Raw genomic sequence first — 19,249 nt, 5'->3', positions numbered from 1 at the left:
TCATATAACGCATAAAGCTTATACTTGAACGGCCTGCTCTTCGCCTAATTCTTCCTTCAGTAATTTCAAAGCCTTCTCTTGATCTCTATCTGCTTTTGCCTTTGTCGCTTTTTTTTGTTTTTTTAATTTATCATTACTTTCATTTCTTTTTTCTTCTTCTTTTTTTTCATACTCTTGTCTCTTAAGCTCTTCTTCAACTCTTTTTTTAGCTTCTTCTGTTTCAAGCAATCTCATTGTTTCAACTTGTAACTCTTTATTTTCAAATGTCATATAGCCATTAAATGAATCGGGGTATATAAATTTTTTGACACCTTCAATTTTATCGAACTTGACTTTAATGATTTTATCATTGACCTCAACGATATTGCCATTACCATACTTTCTATGTGTCACATTTTTATCCATTAAACTATCGAAATCTTTACTTTTTACTTCATTTATTTCATGCATAATAAACCTCCCAGCATAATAATCCATTCTTGCTTACCTATAGCATAACAAAGTATTGCGCTTATTGTAAGGGCTATCGCTCTTTTTTATTAACTTTGTTACATTTTCAAAATTTAACGCATATTTTTTTTGTGCAATATTCTATATATATTTTGAGTTTCCTATAACAAAGATGTTCGAATTGTTATAATCGGTGGATTAGTTTGATAAAATATAATAATAATTCATATTGATAATTTTAGCATTTAGTAGTAGTTGTAAATTATATATTGACATTTATACAAAAAATAAGTATTATCACTAATAGACCAGTCACTATAATTTATTAAGAAGGTATATCGCTATGAATAATAAGATAAATACAAAAGAAAACTTGATAGAAACTGCTGCCAAACTTTTTGAAACAAAGGGTTATTACGCAACGGGATTAAACGAGATTTTAGCAGAAAGTGGTGCTCCTAAGGGATCACTATATTACCATTTTCCTAAAGGGAAGGAACAACTTGCTTTAGCAGCCATATATTCTGAGGGCGAAAAAATTAAATCTAAAGTTTTAGTTTCCCTACAAAATATTGAAAATCCAGTTGAAGCTATTGTATCTATTATAGAAATAATCGCGACAGCAATTGATAGCGACCAAAAAACCAAAGATATGACGATAAGCTTAATCGCCTTAGAAACATATTTAACAAGTGATGTTTTAAGAAATGCTTGTTTAGAAATTTACACTTCATTAGAAAATATTTATGCTGAAAAACTTATCAAATCTGGAATAGATAAAGATAATGCATATAAATTAGGATGTGTAATTTCCGAAATGATAGAAGGCGGAATTACTTATTCATTGGTAAAGAAAAATGGTAATCCTCTTAGATTAATTGCTGAACAGATACCTAGATTATTAACTATATAATAAAATATAGATATATCAAATAAAATTGCTGCCTTATTGAATTTGAGAATATGAATAATTTTTCATATTCCTTCATTTGAGACAGTCTTAATTTTATGGGCTATTATATAGACCGGTCTAACAATAGGAGGAAAGATTGAATGGAAACAAAAAGATCAACCAATATAAATGCAATAATAGCAGTATTGGTATTTAGTGGATTTATATCCGTATTTAACGAAACAATATTAAATGTTGCATTATCATCTCTAATGGTGGAAATGAATGTTACAGCAGGAACCATACAGTGGATTATCACTGCATATATGATTATTGTTGCAATTCTAGTACCAGTTACCGCCTTTTTAATTCAAACATTCGAAACAAAGCAGTTATATTTATCAGCAATGTCCATATTTTTACTAGGTACAATATGTGCAGCTTTTTCAGGATCATTTATAATGCTTTTACTATCAAGAGGTTTACAAGCAGCCGGAACAGGAATGCTAATTCCGATTATGATGAATACTGTCTTGGTGGTAACACCCCCTCAAAAACGTGGTGCAACAATGGGATTATGTGGCGCCGCACTTATCCTAGGTCCTGCGCTTGGTCCAACAGTTGCCGGAGTTGTATTAGAGTTTTCTAATTGGCATACACTATTTTTTATATTAATTCCAATTATAATTTTAGCTATGATTCTCGGTTCGATTTATATAGTTAGTACATCAACTGTTACAAAACCTAAGATTGATTTTATTTCAATTATATTATCAACCATAGGATTTGGAGGCTTTATATATGCTTTAAGTAGTATTAGTGAAGGTCAAAACATTAAGATAACCGGTTTGGTTTTCATAATTGGAATACTATCTTTAATTTCATTTTGCAAACGTCAACTTTCATTAAAAGAACCAATGTTAGACATACGTACATTTAGGTATCCAGTCTTTTCAATAGGAACCGTACTTGTTATGATTTCAATGATGACAATATTTACTCTGGCTGTCATGTTGCCCATGTTTCTTCAAGGTGCGCTTGAAGTAACCACATTTATAACTGCAATGGTATTACTCCCGGCATCGCTTGCATCTGCAGTTGTAACCCCTATCGCTGGCAAACTATATGATAAATTTGGGACAAACGTTTTAGTACCTGTTGGATTTGCTATAATACTTGTACCATTACTTATTTTATCTTATGCCAATACGGATACATCTATTATTAAAATCATTGTGTTATTTGTTGCAATTGATATTGGGATTTCACTCACAATGTCACCTTCTCAAATAACTGCGCTTAATACATTACCAAAAGAATCTTATCCACATGGGGTAGCTATTCTAAATACTCTTCAACAACTTGCATCTGCAATTGGTTCATCATTATTTATAGGTATTATGTCAGCCTCACAGCTAAAAGCCTTAAGTAACCAAGTCCCAGTGAAAGCTGTAGCTACTGGATTTGGCACAGCGACCTTCGTTCTTTCGGGATTTGTTTTCGTTGGACTACTTTTATCTATCGCTTTATCCTATTTAAATAAAAAAACATCTGTTGTAACTACTTCAATATAAAGAATATAAAAAGGAACTTATATGTAATAAATAAGTTCCTTTTTCTATTCCTTTATTATTATCTGGCGTTTCGGAGGGAAATGTGATTATCAATCTTCGTATAATAATTAATAATTTTTGCAAGTGCATCATCAATTTTATAGCTAACTTGAAATGCTGTGATTGCTTTTCGCTCCAACTGTCTTTCTGCCCCAGCTCCAACCTTATTACAAAGTAGGCAACGGCAATCTGCTATCAATGCTACGTTTGCTTCAATCTTTGAATCAGAATGACCACCACATCCACCAGTGCTTCCATTTTTATTTTCGTCGGAACTTGTGCAACTTGATTTTTTGGCACAGTCTGAATTGCTTGAACAATTTAAACTACTACTTATTTCCTCATTTGCACCTAGAACGATTCGCTTTTCTTTATTTTCATAACTACCGTCGGCATTTACTTCATAGATTAGAAATGATGATGCACCTCCAAAATGGGCATCTAAATAAATACCATCTGTAGAAGCGACGGCTATCTTATATGACATAACAACCTCATTTCTGTCTTAGAACGACATTTAACTATTATACTTCTTCAAATAAACCTGTTGATAAATAACGAAGGCCTGTATCTGCTAAGATAGCGACAATTCGTTTTCCTTTATTTTGTGGCTTTTTTGCTAAATCTTTGGCTACATATATTGCTGCTCCTGATGAAGTACCAATTAAGATTCCATCTGACTTCGCCACTTCTCTTGCGGCTTCATACGCTTGTGGGGTTTCTACTTCATAAAATTCGTCGTAGATACTCAAATCCATAGTAGAAGGGATTCTTTCTTCTGGTATCCCTGAAAACGAATGTACTCCAGTGATATCAGGCGGTGTCGGATTGGCTTCACTAGGAAGTGAACCAGGACCTGGTTGAATAGCTACAATCTTCAAATTAGGGTTCTTGGATTTAAGATAAGCGCCTGCGCCTGATATCGTACCACCCGTACCTACTGTTGCTACTAAAATATCTATTTTTCCATTTGTATCTTCCCATATTTCTGGTCCAGTCGTAGCCTTATGTACCGTAGGATTTGCAGGATTTGCAACCTGATTCACAAAAAATATATCCTTTTCTTTTGACAATACTTCTTTTTCCAAAGCTTTTATAGCAGCAACAAAATCTCCTCCAGTTTCTGCAAGTACTTTGGCAACTGCAGGTTCTGCTGAAAGTTTAATCGTCTCCCCACCAAATGCCTTAATAACCTTAAATCTTTCTATACTTACATTATCCTGAATATATACTCTGAACTTATAACCTTTTGCAGCTGCAATTGCTGCCAAACCAATCCCCGTATTTCCACTCGTAGTCTCAACAATGGTATATCCAGGTTTCAGTAACCCTTTCTTTTCCGCATCCTCAACCATTGCCAATGCAATTCTGTCCTTTACACTCTGATTCGGATTAAAATACTCAAGTTTCACTACAATTTCAGCCTCCAAACCATTCTGTCTTTCAAAATTCACCAACTCCAACAATGGTGTATTTCCCACTAACTCCGTTATCGATTTATTAATTTTTCCCATATCAATATCCTCCTCCGCCCTTCACGGCACCTATAATGTAAATCCATCAACTATCTAAATATAATATTTATGACCTCATGTCTTATGTCTTTTGTCTTTATGCTTTTGTCTTTATGCTTTTGTCTTTATGCTTTTGTCTTCGTCTTTCCGCCCCCACCGATAAAGTAGGTGTGAATATGAAGTTATCATTATTCATTTTGTACAGACCGGCTGAAAGCAGCGCCCATGTTTTTTCCAAGACTCAGATGAAAATCGAACGAAGTGAGCATTTTCATCATCCATGAGGCTTGCAAAAAATCATGCTGCTTGAAGGAAAGGCAAGCAAAATAAATAATGATAACTTCATATTCACTCACCACCTACCCCTCTTAATTAAATCTAGTCTTGACAACAGAATAAATATCCTCAATCAGCTTCAATCCACCATCATACCCCACATAGAACCCATTCATAATTAAACGTTCATTCACCGGCCAAGATACATTTAAGAAATGTGCATTTACTTTTGCGGCTATTTCCTTTTCCCAATATCCGCCAAGAATTAATGGATAGCCATGATAATCGGTTTCTTCTATTTCTTTATGTACTTTATATCCGTCTGTTGCAAAGATAACTTCTGCTTCAATATCATAATTTAAATCTTTGAAATATCCTTCGATATCATTTCTAAATTCTTTTGGCGTATCATCGACAATAAACTGTTTTGCAGGGAATAATCCCAAATCATTTACAAGAAACTTCGTAATACCAAGTGCATATTGTGCATCTGAAACGATTGTGAACTTCTTTGACATAACTCTCGTCTCCAGAAACAAATCTGCAAATCGCTCAATATAGTAGTAGTAATACTCTTCTTTTTCTACAATGATTGCTTCCACTTTATCCTTATCAAGACCTGCAAATTCACCTACTGCTCGAAGAAATTTACTTGTTTCAAATGCTCCAATTGGGAGTGTTGGATAATGTAAATAAGGTGTTCCAAACTTTTCTTTCATAAGCTTTACATTTTCAAGCCCTACCCAAGGTGAGACGAGCAGATTAAACTGTGCTTCTGGAATTTTTTTTATATTCTCTATCCCCCTTTTGTAGCCAAATATTGTATTAGGAATCAATCCTAGCTCTGCAACTAGCTTTTCAAGTTCTCTTAGATTTCCAGACCAGAATTCATCCTGATAAGGTACATCCGCCCAAATATTTACAAGTCCCACTGTTTTTTTATCTGATGGCTCTAAATATTGCTCAACAATCGAATTAACAACCCATTCGTGCCCTTTATAATTGTTACCTTTAAATCCAGGCGTAGAAGCGAATATTACGGGCTTCTTAGCATCCTTAAAATCGCTAACCACATCTTCCACCGTATCACCAACGATTTCAGGTGTACATCCTGTAAGAACTACGTATAAATCCGCATCAATGATCTTAAGTGAATTTTCAATAGTGGAACGAAGCTTTTTCTCTCCACCAAACACTACATCCTCTTCATTTATACTGGTACATGGAAAAATGTTAGGGGAAAAATATCCACTGCTTCCTGATGAATTTGATAATTTCTGTGCACATCCAGGACCAGAATGAAGGATCGGGATTGCTCGCTCAATTGCCTGAACGGTTGACATTGCACTCATCGCACATTTATATCTTTGTTTATCTAATATCTTTGCCATAATCTAATCTGACCTCCATCTATTTATTATCTAAGAAAAGTCCTGATTCCTGTTTATACCACCAGTCGGTATATGGAAGTTTTACTCTCTTAGCAAGATTTTTCTCGAAACTTCTATTACGAATTGTATCGAGTACCGTATGTGCAAAATCCAAAGTACCTTTATATCCAAAAATCATATATTCATCTGCTACATATACTGCTGGAAATCCTTGTTTGATTGCCCAAACGGTAGAACCTGGATGACGTGATAGATATACATCTGGCTGTAATCTATTTAAAATATTAAGCACTTCAAAGTTTTGCTGATCCGCTACACTTACTTCAAAGTTAGGATTATTCTCAAGTAAATATTCCATCGCTGGTGGCACTTCACCATTTTCATATTTCTTGTCATAGTGCCAAGCTGCTGCATGAAGCACTTCTATTCCCAATTCCTGAAGAACTCTTGATACTTCAAAGGTATAACCGGGTCCCATGCCAAGTACTGCTTTAAGTCCCACTAACTCTTTCTTTACTTCTTCAATTTTAGGTAAATATTTTGCTCTTTCTACTTCTATGTATTTCTCAACTTCAACTTCTTTATGAATCACTTTTCCAATTTCTCTAAGCCAAGTTTCAAAGCCGACAACGCCTAATGGGTTAATTGTTCTTATATAAGGAACGCCATACTTTTCTTCTAGGCCATTTCCTAAGTAATTTCCAAGTGTTCCACAAATACATACAGTTGCTAGTGCCTCTGATATATGAGAAAGTTCTTCGACGGTTGCATTCGCATATAAGAAAGTAGGTTCCACATCGAAATTTTTAAATATTTCTATAATTTCGTTTCTTGCGCTTTCAAAGAAGTTTTTAAAGTTTATCGTATTTCTTTTCTGCTTTGGTGGCTGTACGATCGTAGATAATACTGCATGATCTGAAATGTCGAATCCGGTTGCCCATATACGAGATTTAAAACCTTCACAATGTACTGCTGCAATAGGAACATCTATTTCTTCCCTCAAATCGTCAACAATGCTGTCGATATCCTCGCCTATGATTCCTGTTGCACAAGAACTACTTACAAATATCGCCTTCGGTTTATATCTTCTGTATGTCTCAAGTACAATATCCTTTAGTGCATCCCCTGCGCCAAAGATGGTATCTTCTTCATTCATATCAGTTCCAATATATACAGAATTATTTATAATTCCTCTTTTTGCTGCTACCTGCTTCGTAACTGCATAAATTCCAGTTCCCGTTACTGAACAACCTGATGGCCCATGATGAACAACCGCCACATCACGAATTCCTGCCAACTGACTTAGTGCACACCCGGAAAGACATGTACTAGACTGAGAAAAACATCGAGAGCACCCTTTTAGTGAACCACAATTACTCTGAGTCGCCAAATCCTTTAAATCTCCCACATAGCCCGTAATTGAACCCAATCTACTTTCTCTAGTTCCAATATCAGAAATGTCTAATTGCATAGCCATATTAATACCCTGCACCTTTCATTTTTCTATTTTATTTCCCTTAAATGCTTCATTCCGCTTTTACATTGAATATGCCTCTTATTTTGATTTCACTTTTATATTAAATTTCACTCTTATATTGAATTCCACTCTAAACACTATCTACCGCTTAATAGTTCCTAACCTTATAAATCAAATATACTAATTCTAACCCGTTTCGAATTCATATATTCTATACTATTTTACTAGGAAAAGCATTATTTTTTAAGGAATTCATAGTTTTATCTATAAATTCCTCAATTTTTTTTTAGTACCTACTCCATCATTATCCAATGTATACCATGATAATATCTTTTTTGTCTTTTTGCTTTTAGCGCTTCCCCAAAAAAGTAACCGTGAATATGGATTTATAATGATCCATTTTACGCAGACCGGCTGAAAGCAGTGTCCATGGTTTTTACAAGACTCAGATGAAAAATGAGCGAAGCGAGTCTTTTCATCATCCCTGAGGCTTGCAAAAACCATACTGCTTGAAGGAAAGGCAAGTAAAACGGATCATTATAAATCCATATTCACTCACTCCCTCAACTTCAATCTGCAAATAACGCTGTAGACAAATATCTTTCCCCAGTATCAGGAAGCAACACAACAATATTTTTGCCCGCATTTTCAGGTCTCTTTGCTAAGATTTCTGCTGCATACAATGCTGCACCTGATGAAATTCCAACTAGGATTCCTTCTGTATGAGCAAATTCTCTTCCAGCTGCGAAAGCATCGTCATTTTCAATGGTAACTATTTCATCATAAATTTTTGTATTCAATGTATCTGGAACAAAACCTGCGCCAATACCTTGAATCTTATGAGGTCCGGCCTTACCCTCTGATAATACTGGAGAGCTTGCTGGTTCCACTGCTACTACTTTAACATTCTTATTCTGTGATTTTAAATACTCACCAATACCAGAAACAGTTCCACCTGTACCAACTCCAGCAACAAAAATATCGACTTTTCCGTCAGTATCATTCCAGATTTCTGGTCCAGTTGTTTTTCTGTGTACCTCTGGATTTGCAGGATTAACAAACTGACCAGGTAAAAATGAATTTGGTGTTTCTGCTGCTAACTCTTCTGCTTTCGCAATTGCACCTTTCATACCCTTAGCACCTTCTGTTAATACTAGTTCTGCTCCATAAGCCTTTAATAAATTTCTTCTTTCAACACTCATCGTCTCAGGCATTGTTAATATGATTCTATATCCTCTTGCCGCAGCAATAGATGCAAGACCAATTCCTGTATTACCACTAGTAGGTTCAATAATTACTGAACCCTCCTTTAAAACGCCTTTTGCTTCTGCATCATCAATCATTGCAAGAGCAATTCTATCCTTAACACTTCCAGCTGGATTAAAGTACTCTAACTTTGTGATTAACCTAGCATTAATATTTCTCTTCTTTGCATAATTCTTTGCTTCAAGTAATGGTGTTCCACCAATTAACTCTGTTACACTTCCAAAAATCTTAGCCATAATGTATACACTCCTTTTTATAAAATATTTTTTAAGCGGAATTCTTTTCCGCAAGTTCACAATAGCAAATTTCATTATATTTTACAATCTATTTTGTTAACTAGATTCTATAATCATCATTCAAATCCATTAATCCAAATTCTACTAAAATCTCTTCCAATCTTTCTTGCGACATTGGTGTAGGAATTGTAAAGTGTGTGTTATTTTGAATTGCTTTTGCAAGATTTCTGTATTCTTCTGCCTGCGCTGCATCTGCTTTGTATTCAATAACCGTTTGCTTTCTGATTTCAGCTCTCTGTACAATGTTATCTCTTGGTATATAGTAGATTAATTGTGTTCCTAATTCTTGTGCAAATGCACGAAGCAAATCAATTTCACGGTCTACGTTACGACTGTTACAAATTATTCCACCGATTCTAACTCCACCCTTTTTTGCATATTTTTGAATTCCTTTTGCAATATTGTTTGCTGCATATAATGCCATCATCTCGCCACTTGCAACTATGTATATTTCCTTAGCCTTACCTTCTCTGATTGGCATAGCGAAACCACCACACACTACATCTCCAAGAACATCATAAAACACATAATCCAAATCAGATGTATAGGCACCTAATCGTTCTAACAATCCAATTGAAGTAATAATTCCTCGTCCTGCACATCCAACACCAGGTTCCGGTCCTCCTGACTCCACACATCGAATGCCTCTATACCCAGTCTTTAAAATAGATGCAAGATCAACCTCTTCACCTTCTTCTCTTAAAGTATCAAGAACTGTTCTCTGGGCTAATCCCCCTAATAATAATCTTGTAGAATCTGCCTTAGGGTCACATCCAACTACCATTACTTGTTTCCCCAGTTCCGCAAGCCCTGCTGTCAAATTCTGTGCAGTTGTAGACTTACCAATTCCGCCTTTTCCATATATTGCAATTTGTCTAAGCTCTCCCATATATCTATCCTCCATCATTTATAAAAGTCAAACTGGATATTGATAACCCACTTTGCTTACTGCGAATCACTATGTCTTGATGTATTTCTTACTTTTCATACTATGTTTGTATGAATTCTATTTTTATGAATTATAACTACTTTTTTGTTATTTGTCAACAGTTATATTGTCATTTCTTTTTAAAATTCAAAATAATAAATATCGATTGACAACTGAAAATTCTTTTTCTATACTATTCATATATATATGCTATGATATGATTGAATATGTGTGAATGCTTTTATCGTTCACGTACAAGTTTGTGTCGGCACTGCTATACACAAATTTGATAGGCACATCTTTAAAATCAGTTAAGAAATGAGGTTAAATATGCAGAGTTTTTCAACTAAATACGGTAATTTAAATAATGTAACAAGATATTCTCTCCATGAAAATGGCCAGCTTGATTCTTTATGTTTAGATAGTGAACACAAACTAAACACCTCGATTGGTATCTTAATTCCACGTTTTCAAGATTTTACGGGAAGAAGAAAAAACACAAAATGTCTTTTGTTTTATCCAAGTGGAACTATAAAAAGTATCGATTTACAGGAACCGACTGCAATACCCACTCCGATTGGAGTCATTGAGGCCGAACTTGTCACTTTTTATGAAAATGGCTCTCTGAAAAGAATATTTCCATTAAACGGAGCAGTTAACGGAATGTGGTTAGAAACGGATGAAGCTGAGTTAATGAAAAGAATTACATTTAATATGTTAAATAGAAGCTTTCATTTAAAAGTGAATAGTATTTTTTTCTATCCTGATGGTAAAGTTAAAAGTGTATCCTTTTTCCCTGGTGAAACAGCGTCTGTTCCTACCCCATTTGGAATAATTGAAACAAGAATTGGATTTTCATTCCTAAGTGATGGTCGTTTACGTTCATTAGAACCGGAAAGCCCTTATGCGATAGAAACTCCTATTGGACTTCTTCATGCATATGATTCTAGTGCTATGGAAATTCACGCCGATCAGAATTCTCTAATCTTTGATAGCACTGGAAATAAAGTTGCAGAACTTGTTACTTCTACTGATATTATTAAAATCACAGACCAAGCAGGAAAAATTCATTATCTGGCCCCTTCCTATGTTGAAAGTAGCACTAGCATTGAAGAAACTGAATTAGTTCCTTTGAACGTTAAATTTGATAGTGAAACAATTACCTTCTCATGTCTAGATGCATTTACAATTAAGATTAGTGATATCGCTAGTATCAAGTTAAGTTCTATCCCATTGATTTCAAATGAATGTACAGATTGTGCTACTTGTGGAAAATGTAAATAAAGCCAATTAACGCTTCGCCTTTCTATTAAAAACACTACAACGAAAATTGTAGTGTTTTTTCAGATTTTATTCGCCTAATTATTATAAATTATCATACAAATCTTCAATCAACGTCAAACTGCCTCTGTATCCAGCATAGGTACGGTTAAATATTAACCGATCTGTAATCGGGAACATAATTACACTACACTGAATTTCTTTTTTCAAAGCGACTTCTCTCTCATTCGTGCTTCCAATCAAAAGTGTGATTTCGTCATTTTCTTCTAGAATTTTGGTTATATTATATTGATCCGGCTCAAAATATACTTTTGGCGGTCTCGCATATTCCAATTCAGTAAGACGCTTTGTAATGAGTTCCTTATCATTTTCACGAAACATTGGTTCTGTAATAATTACAACTTGTGGTGTAAAGCTATAATCATTTGCTAAATACCTTGTTATCCCAATCGCATAGTTAGCATCACCAACTACAGCAAAACGTTTCCAGCTTAGCTGACCAATTGCTGCTTCTAAATAGCTATATACATAATCCTCTTCCTCGGCAATCACTTTTTCTACCAACGCTTTATCTAGGTTAAGTGCCTCTGCTACCTGCCTAACAAATACAGTTGTATCTGTTGCTCCTATTGGAATACCTGCAATACGAATACTTGGGACGTCAAATATTTCCTCATATTTTGTCGCTGCACCTTGAAGTAACCAAGGATTTACGATTATATTTAAACTTGCTGCTGAAGAATTTTTAATGTGTTCAATTCCTTGATGTTCTGTGAAAAAGGTGTTCACTTCCAATCCAAGTTTATTTAAAATCCTTGTTAGTTCTTCAAAATCTCCACTCCAAAATGGATCATGATATGGAATAATTCCAAGAAGATTAACTAGATTTTTCTGTTTGGGCCTTCCTTTTTCAATAATCTGATCTAGAAATGTATCAAATACAACCTCATAACCATATTCACTATTTCCAGCAAAACCTGGTGTTTCTATGGCGTATACTGGATGACCCTCCTGGCTGAATTCCTCTACTGTACTAACGATATCATCACCGATAATACCAGCTGTACATCCAGTCAATACAAAATATGCATCGGCATCAATCACTTCTAATGTGCCTTTTATTGTACTTCGAAGCTTATCAACACCACCAAATACGACTTCTTTTTCCAACATATTTGAACTAGGTATGGAAACACTTGAAACAAAGTGAGGAGTCTTTCCACCCGACTGTCCTGCTTCACCAGCAGATGTTTGCATACAACAGCCAGGGCCTGCATGAAATATTGGACAAACTCTATCAACCGCTCCTAAAACAGCATTTATTCCACCAAGAACGCAGTTGCCTCTTGGGCTCTCTGTTACTTTTGACATATTATCACCTATCCTTCTATATATTTAAATGGATTTTCTTCATACCAACTATCCCTATATGGAAGTCTTGCATGTTTTGAAAGCTTCACATTAAAACCTGGATTTTCTATCTGATCTGCTATTTTATTACCAAGATAAAGTATTCCATCGTATCCCATTGTTGGGCGTTTCATGTCAAGAACATGAGTAGTTGGAATTCCAAGTCTGGCCGCCCATGTTGGCACACCAATAAATACATCTGGTTTTAATCTCTTTACAAGATTGATTTGTTCAAATGGCTGCATATTCGCTATATCTACGACAAAGTCCTTATGTATTCCATTTAGATACTCGATATCAAGCTGCGCATCATCATCATAAGTAGGTGTCTCAAGCCCGACAAGCTTCATACCAAAGTCATCAATCAGTGCTGCAGCTGCAAATGAGCGACCTGTTCCACCACAAATAAATACTCGCTTACCTTGTAAGCGTTGTTTTATCTTTTCTATTTCCGGTAATACTCGTGCATGTTCTTTTGCAATGATTTCTTCTGCTTCTTTTTCCTTGCCTACAATACTTGCAAGACCTCTAAACCACTTATCTGTATTTCTCACTCCAATGGGCATAACTGTATGCGAATATGGAATATCATATTTTTCTTCAAGTTCTTTCATAAATTCATCCGCAAACACCTTACATATAGAAGTAGATGCGATTGCTGATGGGATTTTTTTGATACTTTCAAGAGAACTATAAAATGGTATATAATTAGCGCTAAGCCCCAATTCGCTTAACATTCGCTCTATTTCCACCTGATCTTTATAGCTTACAGTCGTAGGCGCAAATAGATTAATAAGCCCTTCCGTCTTAGGCAGTTTTTCTTCCTTTAATATGTATTTTGATATTGATATAAATGCTGAATCAAATCCAGAAGCACATATTTTAGATTTAAAGCCTTCACAATGAATTGGTACTATCAGAGCTTCACTTTCTTCCTGAAGCTCTTTCGCTATGGAATCAATGTCATCTCCAATAATTCCTGATGCACAAGAAGAAAAGATAAATATCAGTTTTGGATTATATCTTTCTTTCGCGAAATTAATCGCTTCTACGAGCTTCTTTTCACCACCAAAAATGACATCGTTTTGATCAATATTTGATACGATTACTCGAGGATTACGAATTACTTTCACACCTCTATGGGCCTGGCCTACACGAAATACATCGGTCGCCATTGTAGCACATCCAACGCATCCTTGCGGCGAATGTGCGATGAATACTGCATCATCTAAGGACATAAGAGCCGCCATGCTATTTATCTGCTGACACTGTAAACCCTGCGCAAAGCTTCTATCTGCCCTCTTTAAACATCCTTTGTCAAAATTTTCTTCAATATTCTTACTACTATCACCTAAATCATTATAAGTATTCGGCCTACTTTCTCGAATACCAGAATATGTTTCTCCCATTGATCTCGTTTCCTCCTACTTTGCAAGATTATTTATCATATTGTTTATTTCCACATAAGAAATCAACTTATTTAATGCATCCTCAATTATGTCAGGTATAATATATACACTAATTCCATGACCTTCTAATTCATTTTCTGCTCTCTGCCCAATCCTGCTAACCAATACATATTGACAGTCCGATAATGATTTTACATTTCTTTTTATTGCATCATCATCATGATCACCACCTTGACAGACCGGAGGCAGTTTTCGCAGTTCTACTAGTTCATATTTGCTTTCATCGTCAACTTCAATGATGTAAAACTGATCTGCCTTTCCAAAATGCTGATTAACCACTTTGCCATCCGTTGATGCCACCGCTATCTTGTATGACATATTCTGCCTCCTACCTGTTTTAATTATCCATGTGAGAAAGTATCTTTATGAGAGATTCTTCTCTGGTATATCTGGTCTCCGAAATCACTTTCGCCCGGTACCCCAATCGCATCTGCCCTACATCTTTGGCAATGTCTAAATACATCTATGTACTGTCCTGCTTTTGTTCTTACATCGTCAATTTGCGCACAGGTTGGCGCTGGAGAATCTGATAATTCATGTTGTGGAATAAGCGGAATAATATTATAAATAGATGCCCCAGCTTCACTGACTGCCTTTGCAATTTCAGGAATATGTTCTTCGTTAATTCCTGGTACCAATACGCTGTTTACCTTAACGGTAATTCCTGCGCTAGTTACCTTTTTGATTCCCTTTAACTGGTTTTCAATAAGAATTTTTGCAGCTTCTATTCCCTCATACTTCTTCCCATGATAAAATATGGCAGAATTCAGTTTTGCTTCAATCTCTGGATCTACTGCATTTACTGTTACAGTAAGTGAATCAATTCCAACTTCTATTACTTCATCTGCTCTTTCATATAATAAAAGACCATTGGTACTCATGCATTTTAGAAGATCTGGATAGCTTTGTTTTATCAATCGAAATGTATTTAAGGCATTATCTGTGGCCAGTGTATCACCAGGTCCTGCTATCCCTGCAACTGTAATCTCAGGGCACAATTCCAATGCCCTTTTAATTACATCTAATGATTCTTCTGGAGTAATCACCTTGGAAGTAACTCCAGGTCTTTGCTCAACATCATTAATCTTTCTATCACAGAACTTACACTGTATATTGCATCCTGGACTAACTGGAAGATGGATTCTTCCTTTATTATTCTTATGTCCACCAAAACATGGGTGAGATGCTTTTAGATTTTCATAATTATTTGCATTTGTCATAATAGGCCTCTTTTCTTTTCATACTTACTTGATATATTTAGTCTGATTTATCATTAAAGTTTATGTATGTCAACTCCATATCATACCAAATAACTCCACCACTATGTCATACTTATTTGCTTTTCTAATATCAAACATTTATATAAACCCTTTTTCTTCCTATTCACTTACTTTCCTACGATTTCATTGAATATATATCTATCGATTGCATACGCGACACCGTTTTCTTCGTTACTCGATGTTACAAAATCGGCAACGCTTTTCACTTCTTCATTTGCATTACCCATTGCAACTGCTATTCTTGCGGATTGTAGCATTTCAATATCATTTCCACTATCGCCACATGCCATAATTTCTGAACTTTGAATACCTAGTTTCTTTGCCAATCTTAAAAGTGCTAACCCTTTTCCAGCATTTTGAGCATTTATTTCTAAATCTGTCTGAACAGATGAAGTTATCTTGATATCAGCAAACACATTGAGTAGTTTTTTGATTTTATTCTTAATCGCAATCGATCGTGTCATAATCGAAATTTCGGCAATATCATCATTTCTACTTACTATAAAGCTTTTTATGTCATTTATTGGAATCCTACTAGTATGAAAATATGATTCTAGGTTTGTTCCTCTGTACAATTCTTTGATCATATCAAGCTGTTTCTTTTGAACATAGCCAATTCCATCTGCAAAAACCTCAACCATTACTTCTTCTTTTTGACACTGAAGTAATTCCACTATATCGAGTACCTTTTTACTATTCAAATAAGCACAATCTATATTTTTTTGAAGTTTGATATCCGTTGTAACTGCACCATTGGATGTAATCATATAGGAACTGTAAAACAGTTTTCTAATATTTTCTGGGATCCCCTTTAGGGGCCGACCTGTGACTGGTACTACAATAATACCTTTTTGCATTGCTTTTTTTATTCTATCTTCGTCAGGCCCGTTTACCTGTTTTTTATTATTTAGTAATGTTCCATCCAAATCTAGACCAAGTAAACGTATTCTGTCTGGCACTTCCTCTCACCTCTTTCATTTTAAAAATCAGTGTTAATGCAAAATGGTGGGGAGAAAGAATGTTTTGCACTGTTCAATCCCGTCTACCTGTAGATATCTTTTTATCTTTTGAGGGTATTAAATAGTGAAATCATCCGTCTTATCATCGCTTCGCATAAGATAGCTTAAAATCTTTTGTTCAAAATAACTACTATCATTATTCTTTACTCTAGGTCTTGGTAGTGATATTTCCAAATCTAATTTTACTGAATTTCCATCAATTATAATTACCCTATCCGCAAGTTTTACAGCTTCACTTACATCATGCGTGACGAGAACTGCTGTAAACCCTTGTTCTTTCCATAAACCTTCGATTAAATTTTGCATCTCTAATCTTGTAAGTGCATCAAGTGCACCAAGCGGTTCATCAAGTAGCAGCACGGATGGTTCCCCTGATAATGCGCGCGCTAGTGAAACCCTTTGTTTTTGTCCGCCACTTAATATTCCTGGCCATACTTTTTTTCTTTCAAGAAGCCCTACATGCGCTAAGGCTTCTTCTGCTTTTTTCTTGTCTCTATCTTTTGTTCCTATTAGTACATTATTTAAAACGCTTTTCCAGGGAAGAAGTCTTGCATCTTGAAATATAAACCTTACATTGCTATCAACGCCATTTACTTTCTTATCATTTACACTAAGACTTCCTACTGTTGGAATATCAAGTCCTTCTATGATTCGCAGCAACGTACTTTTCCCACATCCACTATGCCCTACGATAGCAACAAACTGTCCCTGTGGTATCGTAAGATTGATATCTTTTAGGACTTCCAGATTTCCAAAGCTTTTACTAAGGTTCTCAATTTTTATTTCATATCCTGTTAAATTTTCTCCCATTAGCCATCTCCTCTTCTATGCTCTCTGCCATCTTAAAAGTACGAATTCCAATGCTCTGGCAATCACATCAGATAATTTACCAAGAAGTGCATAGATAAGTAGACATAATACGACTTTATCCATTTGCATCAATTCTCTTGCACTCATTGCCATATAACCAATACCTGCGTCTGTTGCAATTGTTTCAGCTGCTATGAGAATAAGCCACATTGTTCCAAGTGATAATCGTAACCCTACTAATATTGAGGATAATGAACTTGGTAATATAACATTGATAAATAATTTAAATCTGTTCAATCCATAAACTTTTCCCATTTCGATTAAACCTTTGTCGACGCTTTTTATTCCATGATATGTATTAATATAGATTGGAAAAAACACTCCAAATGCAACCATATATATCTTAACTTCTTCACCAATCCCAAACCAGATAATCATAAGTGAGATTGCGCCAAGTACGGGAACTGTTCTAAGCATCTGTATAGATGTATTAAGAACGAGATCTATAGTTTTTGAAATACCGGTTAGTATAGCAAGAACAAGGCCAATCACACCACCTATCAATAAACCTAGTAATGCTCTTTGCGTACTAACTGCTGTGTATTCTTGTAACTGACCAGTCTTTAGCATTTTAACGGCCCTATCCCAAACCTTACCTGGTGCCGGCATTATTGAGGCAGTTGTTGTATTTACTGTTGCTAAGTACCACCATATTATAAGAAATATTGGTAGTAACCATGGAACAATTAACCTAATTGCTTGTTTTAGCCTATCCATATTAACAAACCTCCGTCTATTTGAATTTACTTAGTGCTGCTGTGTAATCGCTTGAAAATGATTTATCGTATAATTTTGAAGCATCCACTTTTGTTGCATATAATCCCAATTCATAAAATGTATCTGCCACGCTTTGTTCTGACTTGATGATTGCATCATCAGCAATTTTTACAGATGTAGCAAAATCAGCATACGTAGCTTTTAATAATGTTAAAGCATCATCATAGGTCTGTCCTGTTGGATCTGCTGAAATCTCTGCCCATTTATCAAGATTATTTTTTTGCCATTCATTTGCTTTTTGTAATCTTGCAAGATAGTCCGCTGCGGCAGCTCTCTTATTGGTATCCGCTAACGCTTTGTCTGATACTTCATAAGGGAAATTACCCGATAAAATTTTAAGTGCTGATTTTAATGTTACAGCTCCAATATTTTTAGCTGCATTGATTGAGTTTCCGTAACTTGCAAATGCATCAATACTACCTGCTTTTAATGCAGTAACGCCATCAGCTGTTGTGATTTCTACTGGTGTTATATCGCTCCATTTGAGACCTGCAGCTGTTAGCATTTGTGACAAGAAGTAATGTGCTGTTGTATTTTTGATATATCCTACTTTTTTACCTTTTAAGTCTGCAACTGTTTTAATTCCTGAAGTTCCCATCGTCACAAGTTCCTGATTTTGTGGACTTGAGTTACTTACTGCAACGATTTTAAAGTTCCCTCCGTTTGTGGCAAGTGATGCTGAAATTGGTGGTATTTCACTTGAGCCTGTAAAATCGATCTTATCTGCTGCCACTGCTTCAAGGCATAAGTTTCCACCCTGAAATATTGCATATTCAACCGTATATGGGGTATCATCTAATCCTGCTGCAATTAGTAATTGATTATAAGAATCCCAACCTGTTTCTGCTACTCTAAGAACAACTGTCTTATTTAAACTTGATGGATACTCTATTGTTGATGATGATGTTGCTGTTGATGTTGTTGTCTTATCAGCTCCACAGCCTGCTAATACAAATGTTGATAAAACGCTTATAACGAGTAATATTGTACTCACTTTTTTACCAAATTGACCTCTTCTAATCTTTTTCATAATTTTTCAC

General features: G+C 35.3%; 19 protein-coding genes. 3 read left to right on the top strand and 16 right to left on the bottom strand.

What is annotated here, in order from left to right:
• Positions 1 to 18: 18 nt before the first annotated feature.
• Positions 19 to 450, bottom strand: coding sequence for a hypothetical protein (locus tag BMY18_RS08570; RefSeq protein WP_092452850.1), 432 nt, complete (start codon positions 448 to 450; stop codon positions 19 to 21).
• A 343-nt stretch (positions 451 to 793) separates the two neighbouring features.
• Between BMY18_RS08570 and BMY18_RS08565 the strand changes: the two genes are divergently transcribed.
• Positions 794 to 1,363 carry a TetR/AcrR family transcriptional regulator gene (locus tag BMY18_RS08565; protein ID WP_092452847.1) on the top strand — a complete coding sequence of 190 codons (570 nt, stop codon included), beginning with the start codon at positions 794 to 796 and terminating at the stop codon, positions 1,361 to 1,363.
• Positions 1,364 to 1,503: 140 nt separating this feature from the next.
• The gene (locus BMY18_RS08560; RefSeq protein ID WP_092452844.1) at positions 1,504 to 2,916 is read left to right on the top strand and encodes a DHA2 family efflux MFS transporter permease subunit; all 1,413 of its coding nucleotides are present in this window, start codon (positions 1,504 to 1,506) and stop codon (positions 2,914 to 2,916) included.
• A 58-nt stretch (positions 2,917 to 2,974) separates the two neighbouring features.
• Here BMY18_RS08560 and BMY18_RS08555 read toward each other — a convergent pair whose 3' ends face one another.
• The 7 genes from BMY18_RS08555 to nifH all read right to left on the bottom strand — a co-directional run bounded on the left by BMY18_RS08555 (position 2,975) and on the right by nifH (position 10,064).
• Positions 2,975 to 3,442: a NifB/NifX family molybdenum-iron cluster-binding protein gene (locus BMY18_RS08555; RefSeq protein WP_092452841.1), complete on the bottom strand. Its 468-nt coding sequence runs from the start codon at positions 3,440 to 3,442 to the stop codon at positions 2,975 to 2,977.
• Positions 3,443 to 3,479: 37 nt separating this feature from the next.
• Complete coding sequence (locus BMY18_RS08550) at positions 3,480 to 4,469, bottom strand: PLP-dependent cysteine synthase family protein (RefSeq protein ID WP_092452838.1); 990 nt, start codon at positions 4,467 to 4,469, stop codon at positions 3,480 to 3,482.
• Positions 4,470 to 4,657: 188 nt separating this feature from the next.
• Positions 4,658 to 4,825 (bottom strand): hypothetical protein, encoded by a 168-nt coding sequence (locus tag BMY18_RS21030; protein ID WP_170841352.1) that lies wholly within the window; start codon positions 4,823 to 4,825, stop codon positions 4,658 to 4,660.
• Positions 4,826 to 4,837: 12 nt separating this feature from the next.
• Positions 4,838 to 6,136 (bottom strand): nitrogenase component 1, encoded by a 1,299-nt coding sequence (locus BMY18_RS08545; protein ID WP_092452836.1) that lies wholly within the window; start codon positions 6,134 to 6,136, stop codon positions 4,838 to 4,840.
• Between the two features lie 19 nt (positions 6,137 to 6,155).
• The gene (locus BMY18_RS08540; protein WP_092452832.1) at positions 6,156 to 7,613 is read right to left on the bottom strand and encodes a nitrogenase component 1; all 1,458 of its coding nucleotides are present in this window, start codon (positions 7,611 to 7,613) and stop codon (positions 6,156 to 6,158) included.
• A 569-nt stretch (positions 7,614 to 8,182) separates the two neighbouring features.
• Positions 8,183 to 9,115: a cysteine synthase A gene (cysK, locus tag BMY18_RS08535; protein ID WP_092452829.1), complete on the bottom strand. Its 933-nt coding sequence runs from the start codon at positions 9,113 to 9,115 to the stop codon at positions 8,183 to 8,185.
• 100 nt (positions 9,116 to 9,215) lie between these two features.
• Complete coding sequence (nifH, locus tag BMY18_RS08530) at positions 9,216 to 10,064, bottom strand: nitrogenase iron protein (protein WP_092452826.1); 849 nt, start codon at positions 10,062 to 10,064, stop codon at positions 9,216 to 9,218.
• A 369-nt stretch (positions 10,065 to 10,433) separates the two neighbouring features.
• Here nifH and BMY18_RS08525 point away from each other — a divergent pair, with 369 nt between their 5' ends.
• On the top strand, positions 10,434 to 11,387 hold the full coding sequence (locus BMY18_RS08525; protein WP_092452823.1) for a toxin-antitoxin system YwqK family antitoxin: 954 nt from the start codon (positions 10,434 to 10,436) through the stop codon (positions 11,385 to 11,387).
• Between the two features lie 81 nt (positions 11,388 to 11,468).
• Here the strand turns inward: BMY18_RS08525 and BMY18_RS08520 are convergent, their stop codons facing one another.
• The 8 genes from BMY18_RS08520 to BMY18_RS08485 form a co-directional block, all read right to left on the bottom strand.
• A complete protein-coding gene (locus BMY18_RS08520; protein ID WP_092452820.1) occupies positions 11,469 to 12,755 on the bottom strand; it encodes a nitrogenase component 1 in 1,287 nt (428 codons plus the stop codon).
• Positions 12,756 to 12,763: 8 nt separating this feature from the next.
• Complete coding sequence (locus BMY18_RS08515; protein ID WP_092452817.1) at positions 12,764 to 14,203, bottom strand: nitrogenase component 1; 1,440 nt, start codon at positions 14,201 to 14,203, stop codon at positions 12,764 to 12,766.
• Between the two features lie 15 nt (positions 14,204 to 14,218).
• A complete protein-coding gene (locus BMY18_RS08510; RefSeq protein ID WP_092452814.1) occupies positions 14,219 to 14,581 on the bottom strand; it encodes a NifB/NifX family molybdenum-iron cluster-binding protein in 363 nt (120 codons plus the stop codon).
• A 23-nt stretch (positions 14,582 to 14,604) separates the two neighbouring features.
• The gene (locus BMY18_RS08505) at positions 14,605 to 15,483 is read right to left on the bottom strand and encodes a radical SAM protein (protein WP_092452811.1); all 879 of its coding nucleotides are present in this window, start codon (positions 15,481 to 15,483) and stop codon (positions 14,605 to 14,607) included.
• Between the two features lie 167 nt (positions 15,484 to 15,650).
• Positions 15,651 to 16,502, bottom strand: a complete 852-nt coding sequence (locus BMY18_RS08500) for a Cof-type HAD-IIB family hydrolase (RefSeq protein ID WP_092452809.1) — start codon at positions 16,500 to 16,502, stop codon at positions 15,651 to 15,653.
• 117 nt (positions 16,503 to 16,619) lie between these two features.
• Positions 16,620 to 17,372 carry an ABC transporter ATP-binding protein gene (locus BMY18_RS08495; RefSeq protein WP_092452806.1) on the bottom strand — a complete coding sequence of 251 codons (753 nt, stop codon included), beginning with the start codon at positions 17,370 to 17,372 and terminating at the stop codon, positions 16,620 to 16,622.
• Positions 17,373 to 17,387: 15 nt separating this feature from the next.
• Entirely contained in the window at positions 17,388 to 18,149 is a 762-nt protein-coding gene (locus BMY18_RS08490) for an ABC transporter permease subunit (protein WP_092452803.1), read from the bottom strand.
• A gap of 16 nt (positions 18,150 to 18,165) precedes the next feature.
• Entirely contained in the window at positions 18,166 to 19,239 is a 1,074-nt protein-coding gene (locus BMY18_RS08485; RefSeq protein ID WP_092452800.1) for an ABC transporter substrate-binding protein, read from the bottom strand.
• Positions 19,240 to 19,249 lie beyond the last annotated feature (10 nt).

The organism is [Clostridium] fimetarium (assembly GCF_900111235.1).
Taxonomy (GTDB): Bacteria; Bacillota; Clostridia; order Lachnospirales; family Lachnospiraceae; genus Clostridium_N; species Clostridium_N fimetarium.
The sequence above is the reverse complement of the archived record's forward strand: the minus strand, read 5'-3'. Positions and strand labels throughout refer to the sequence as shown.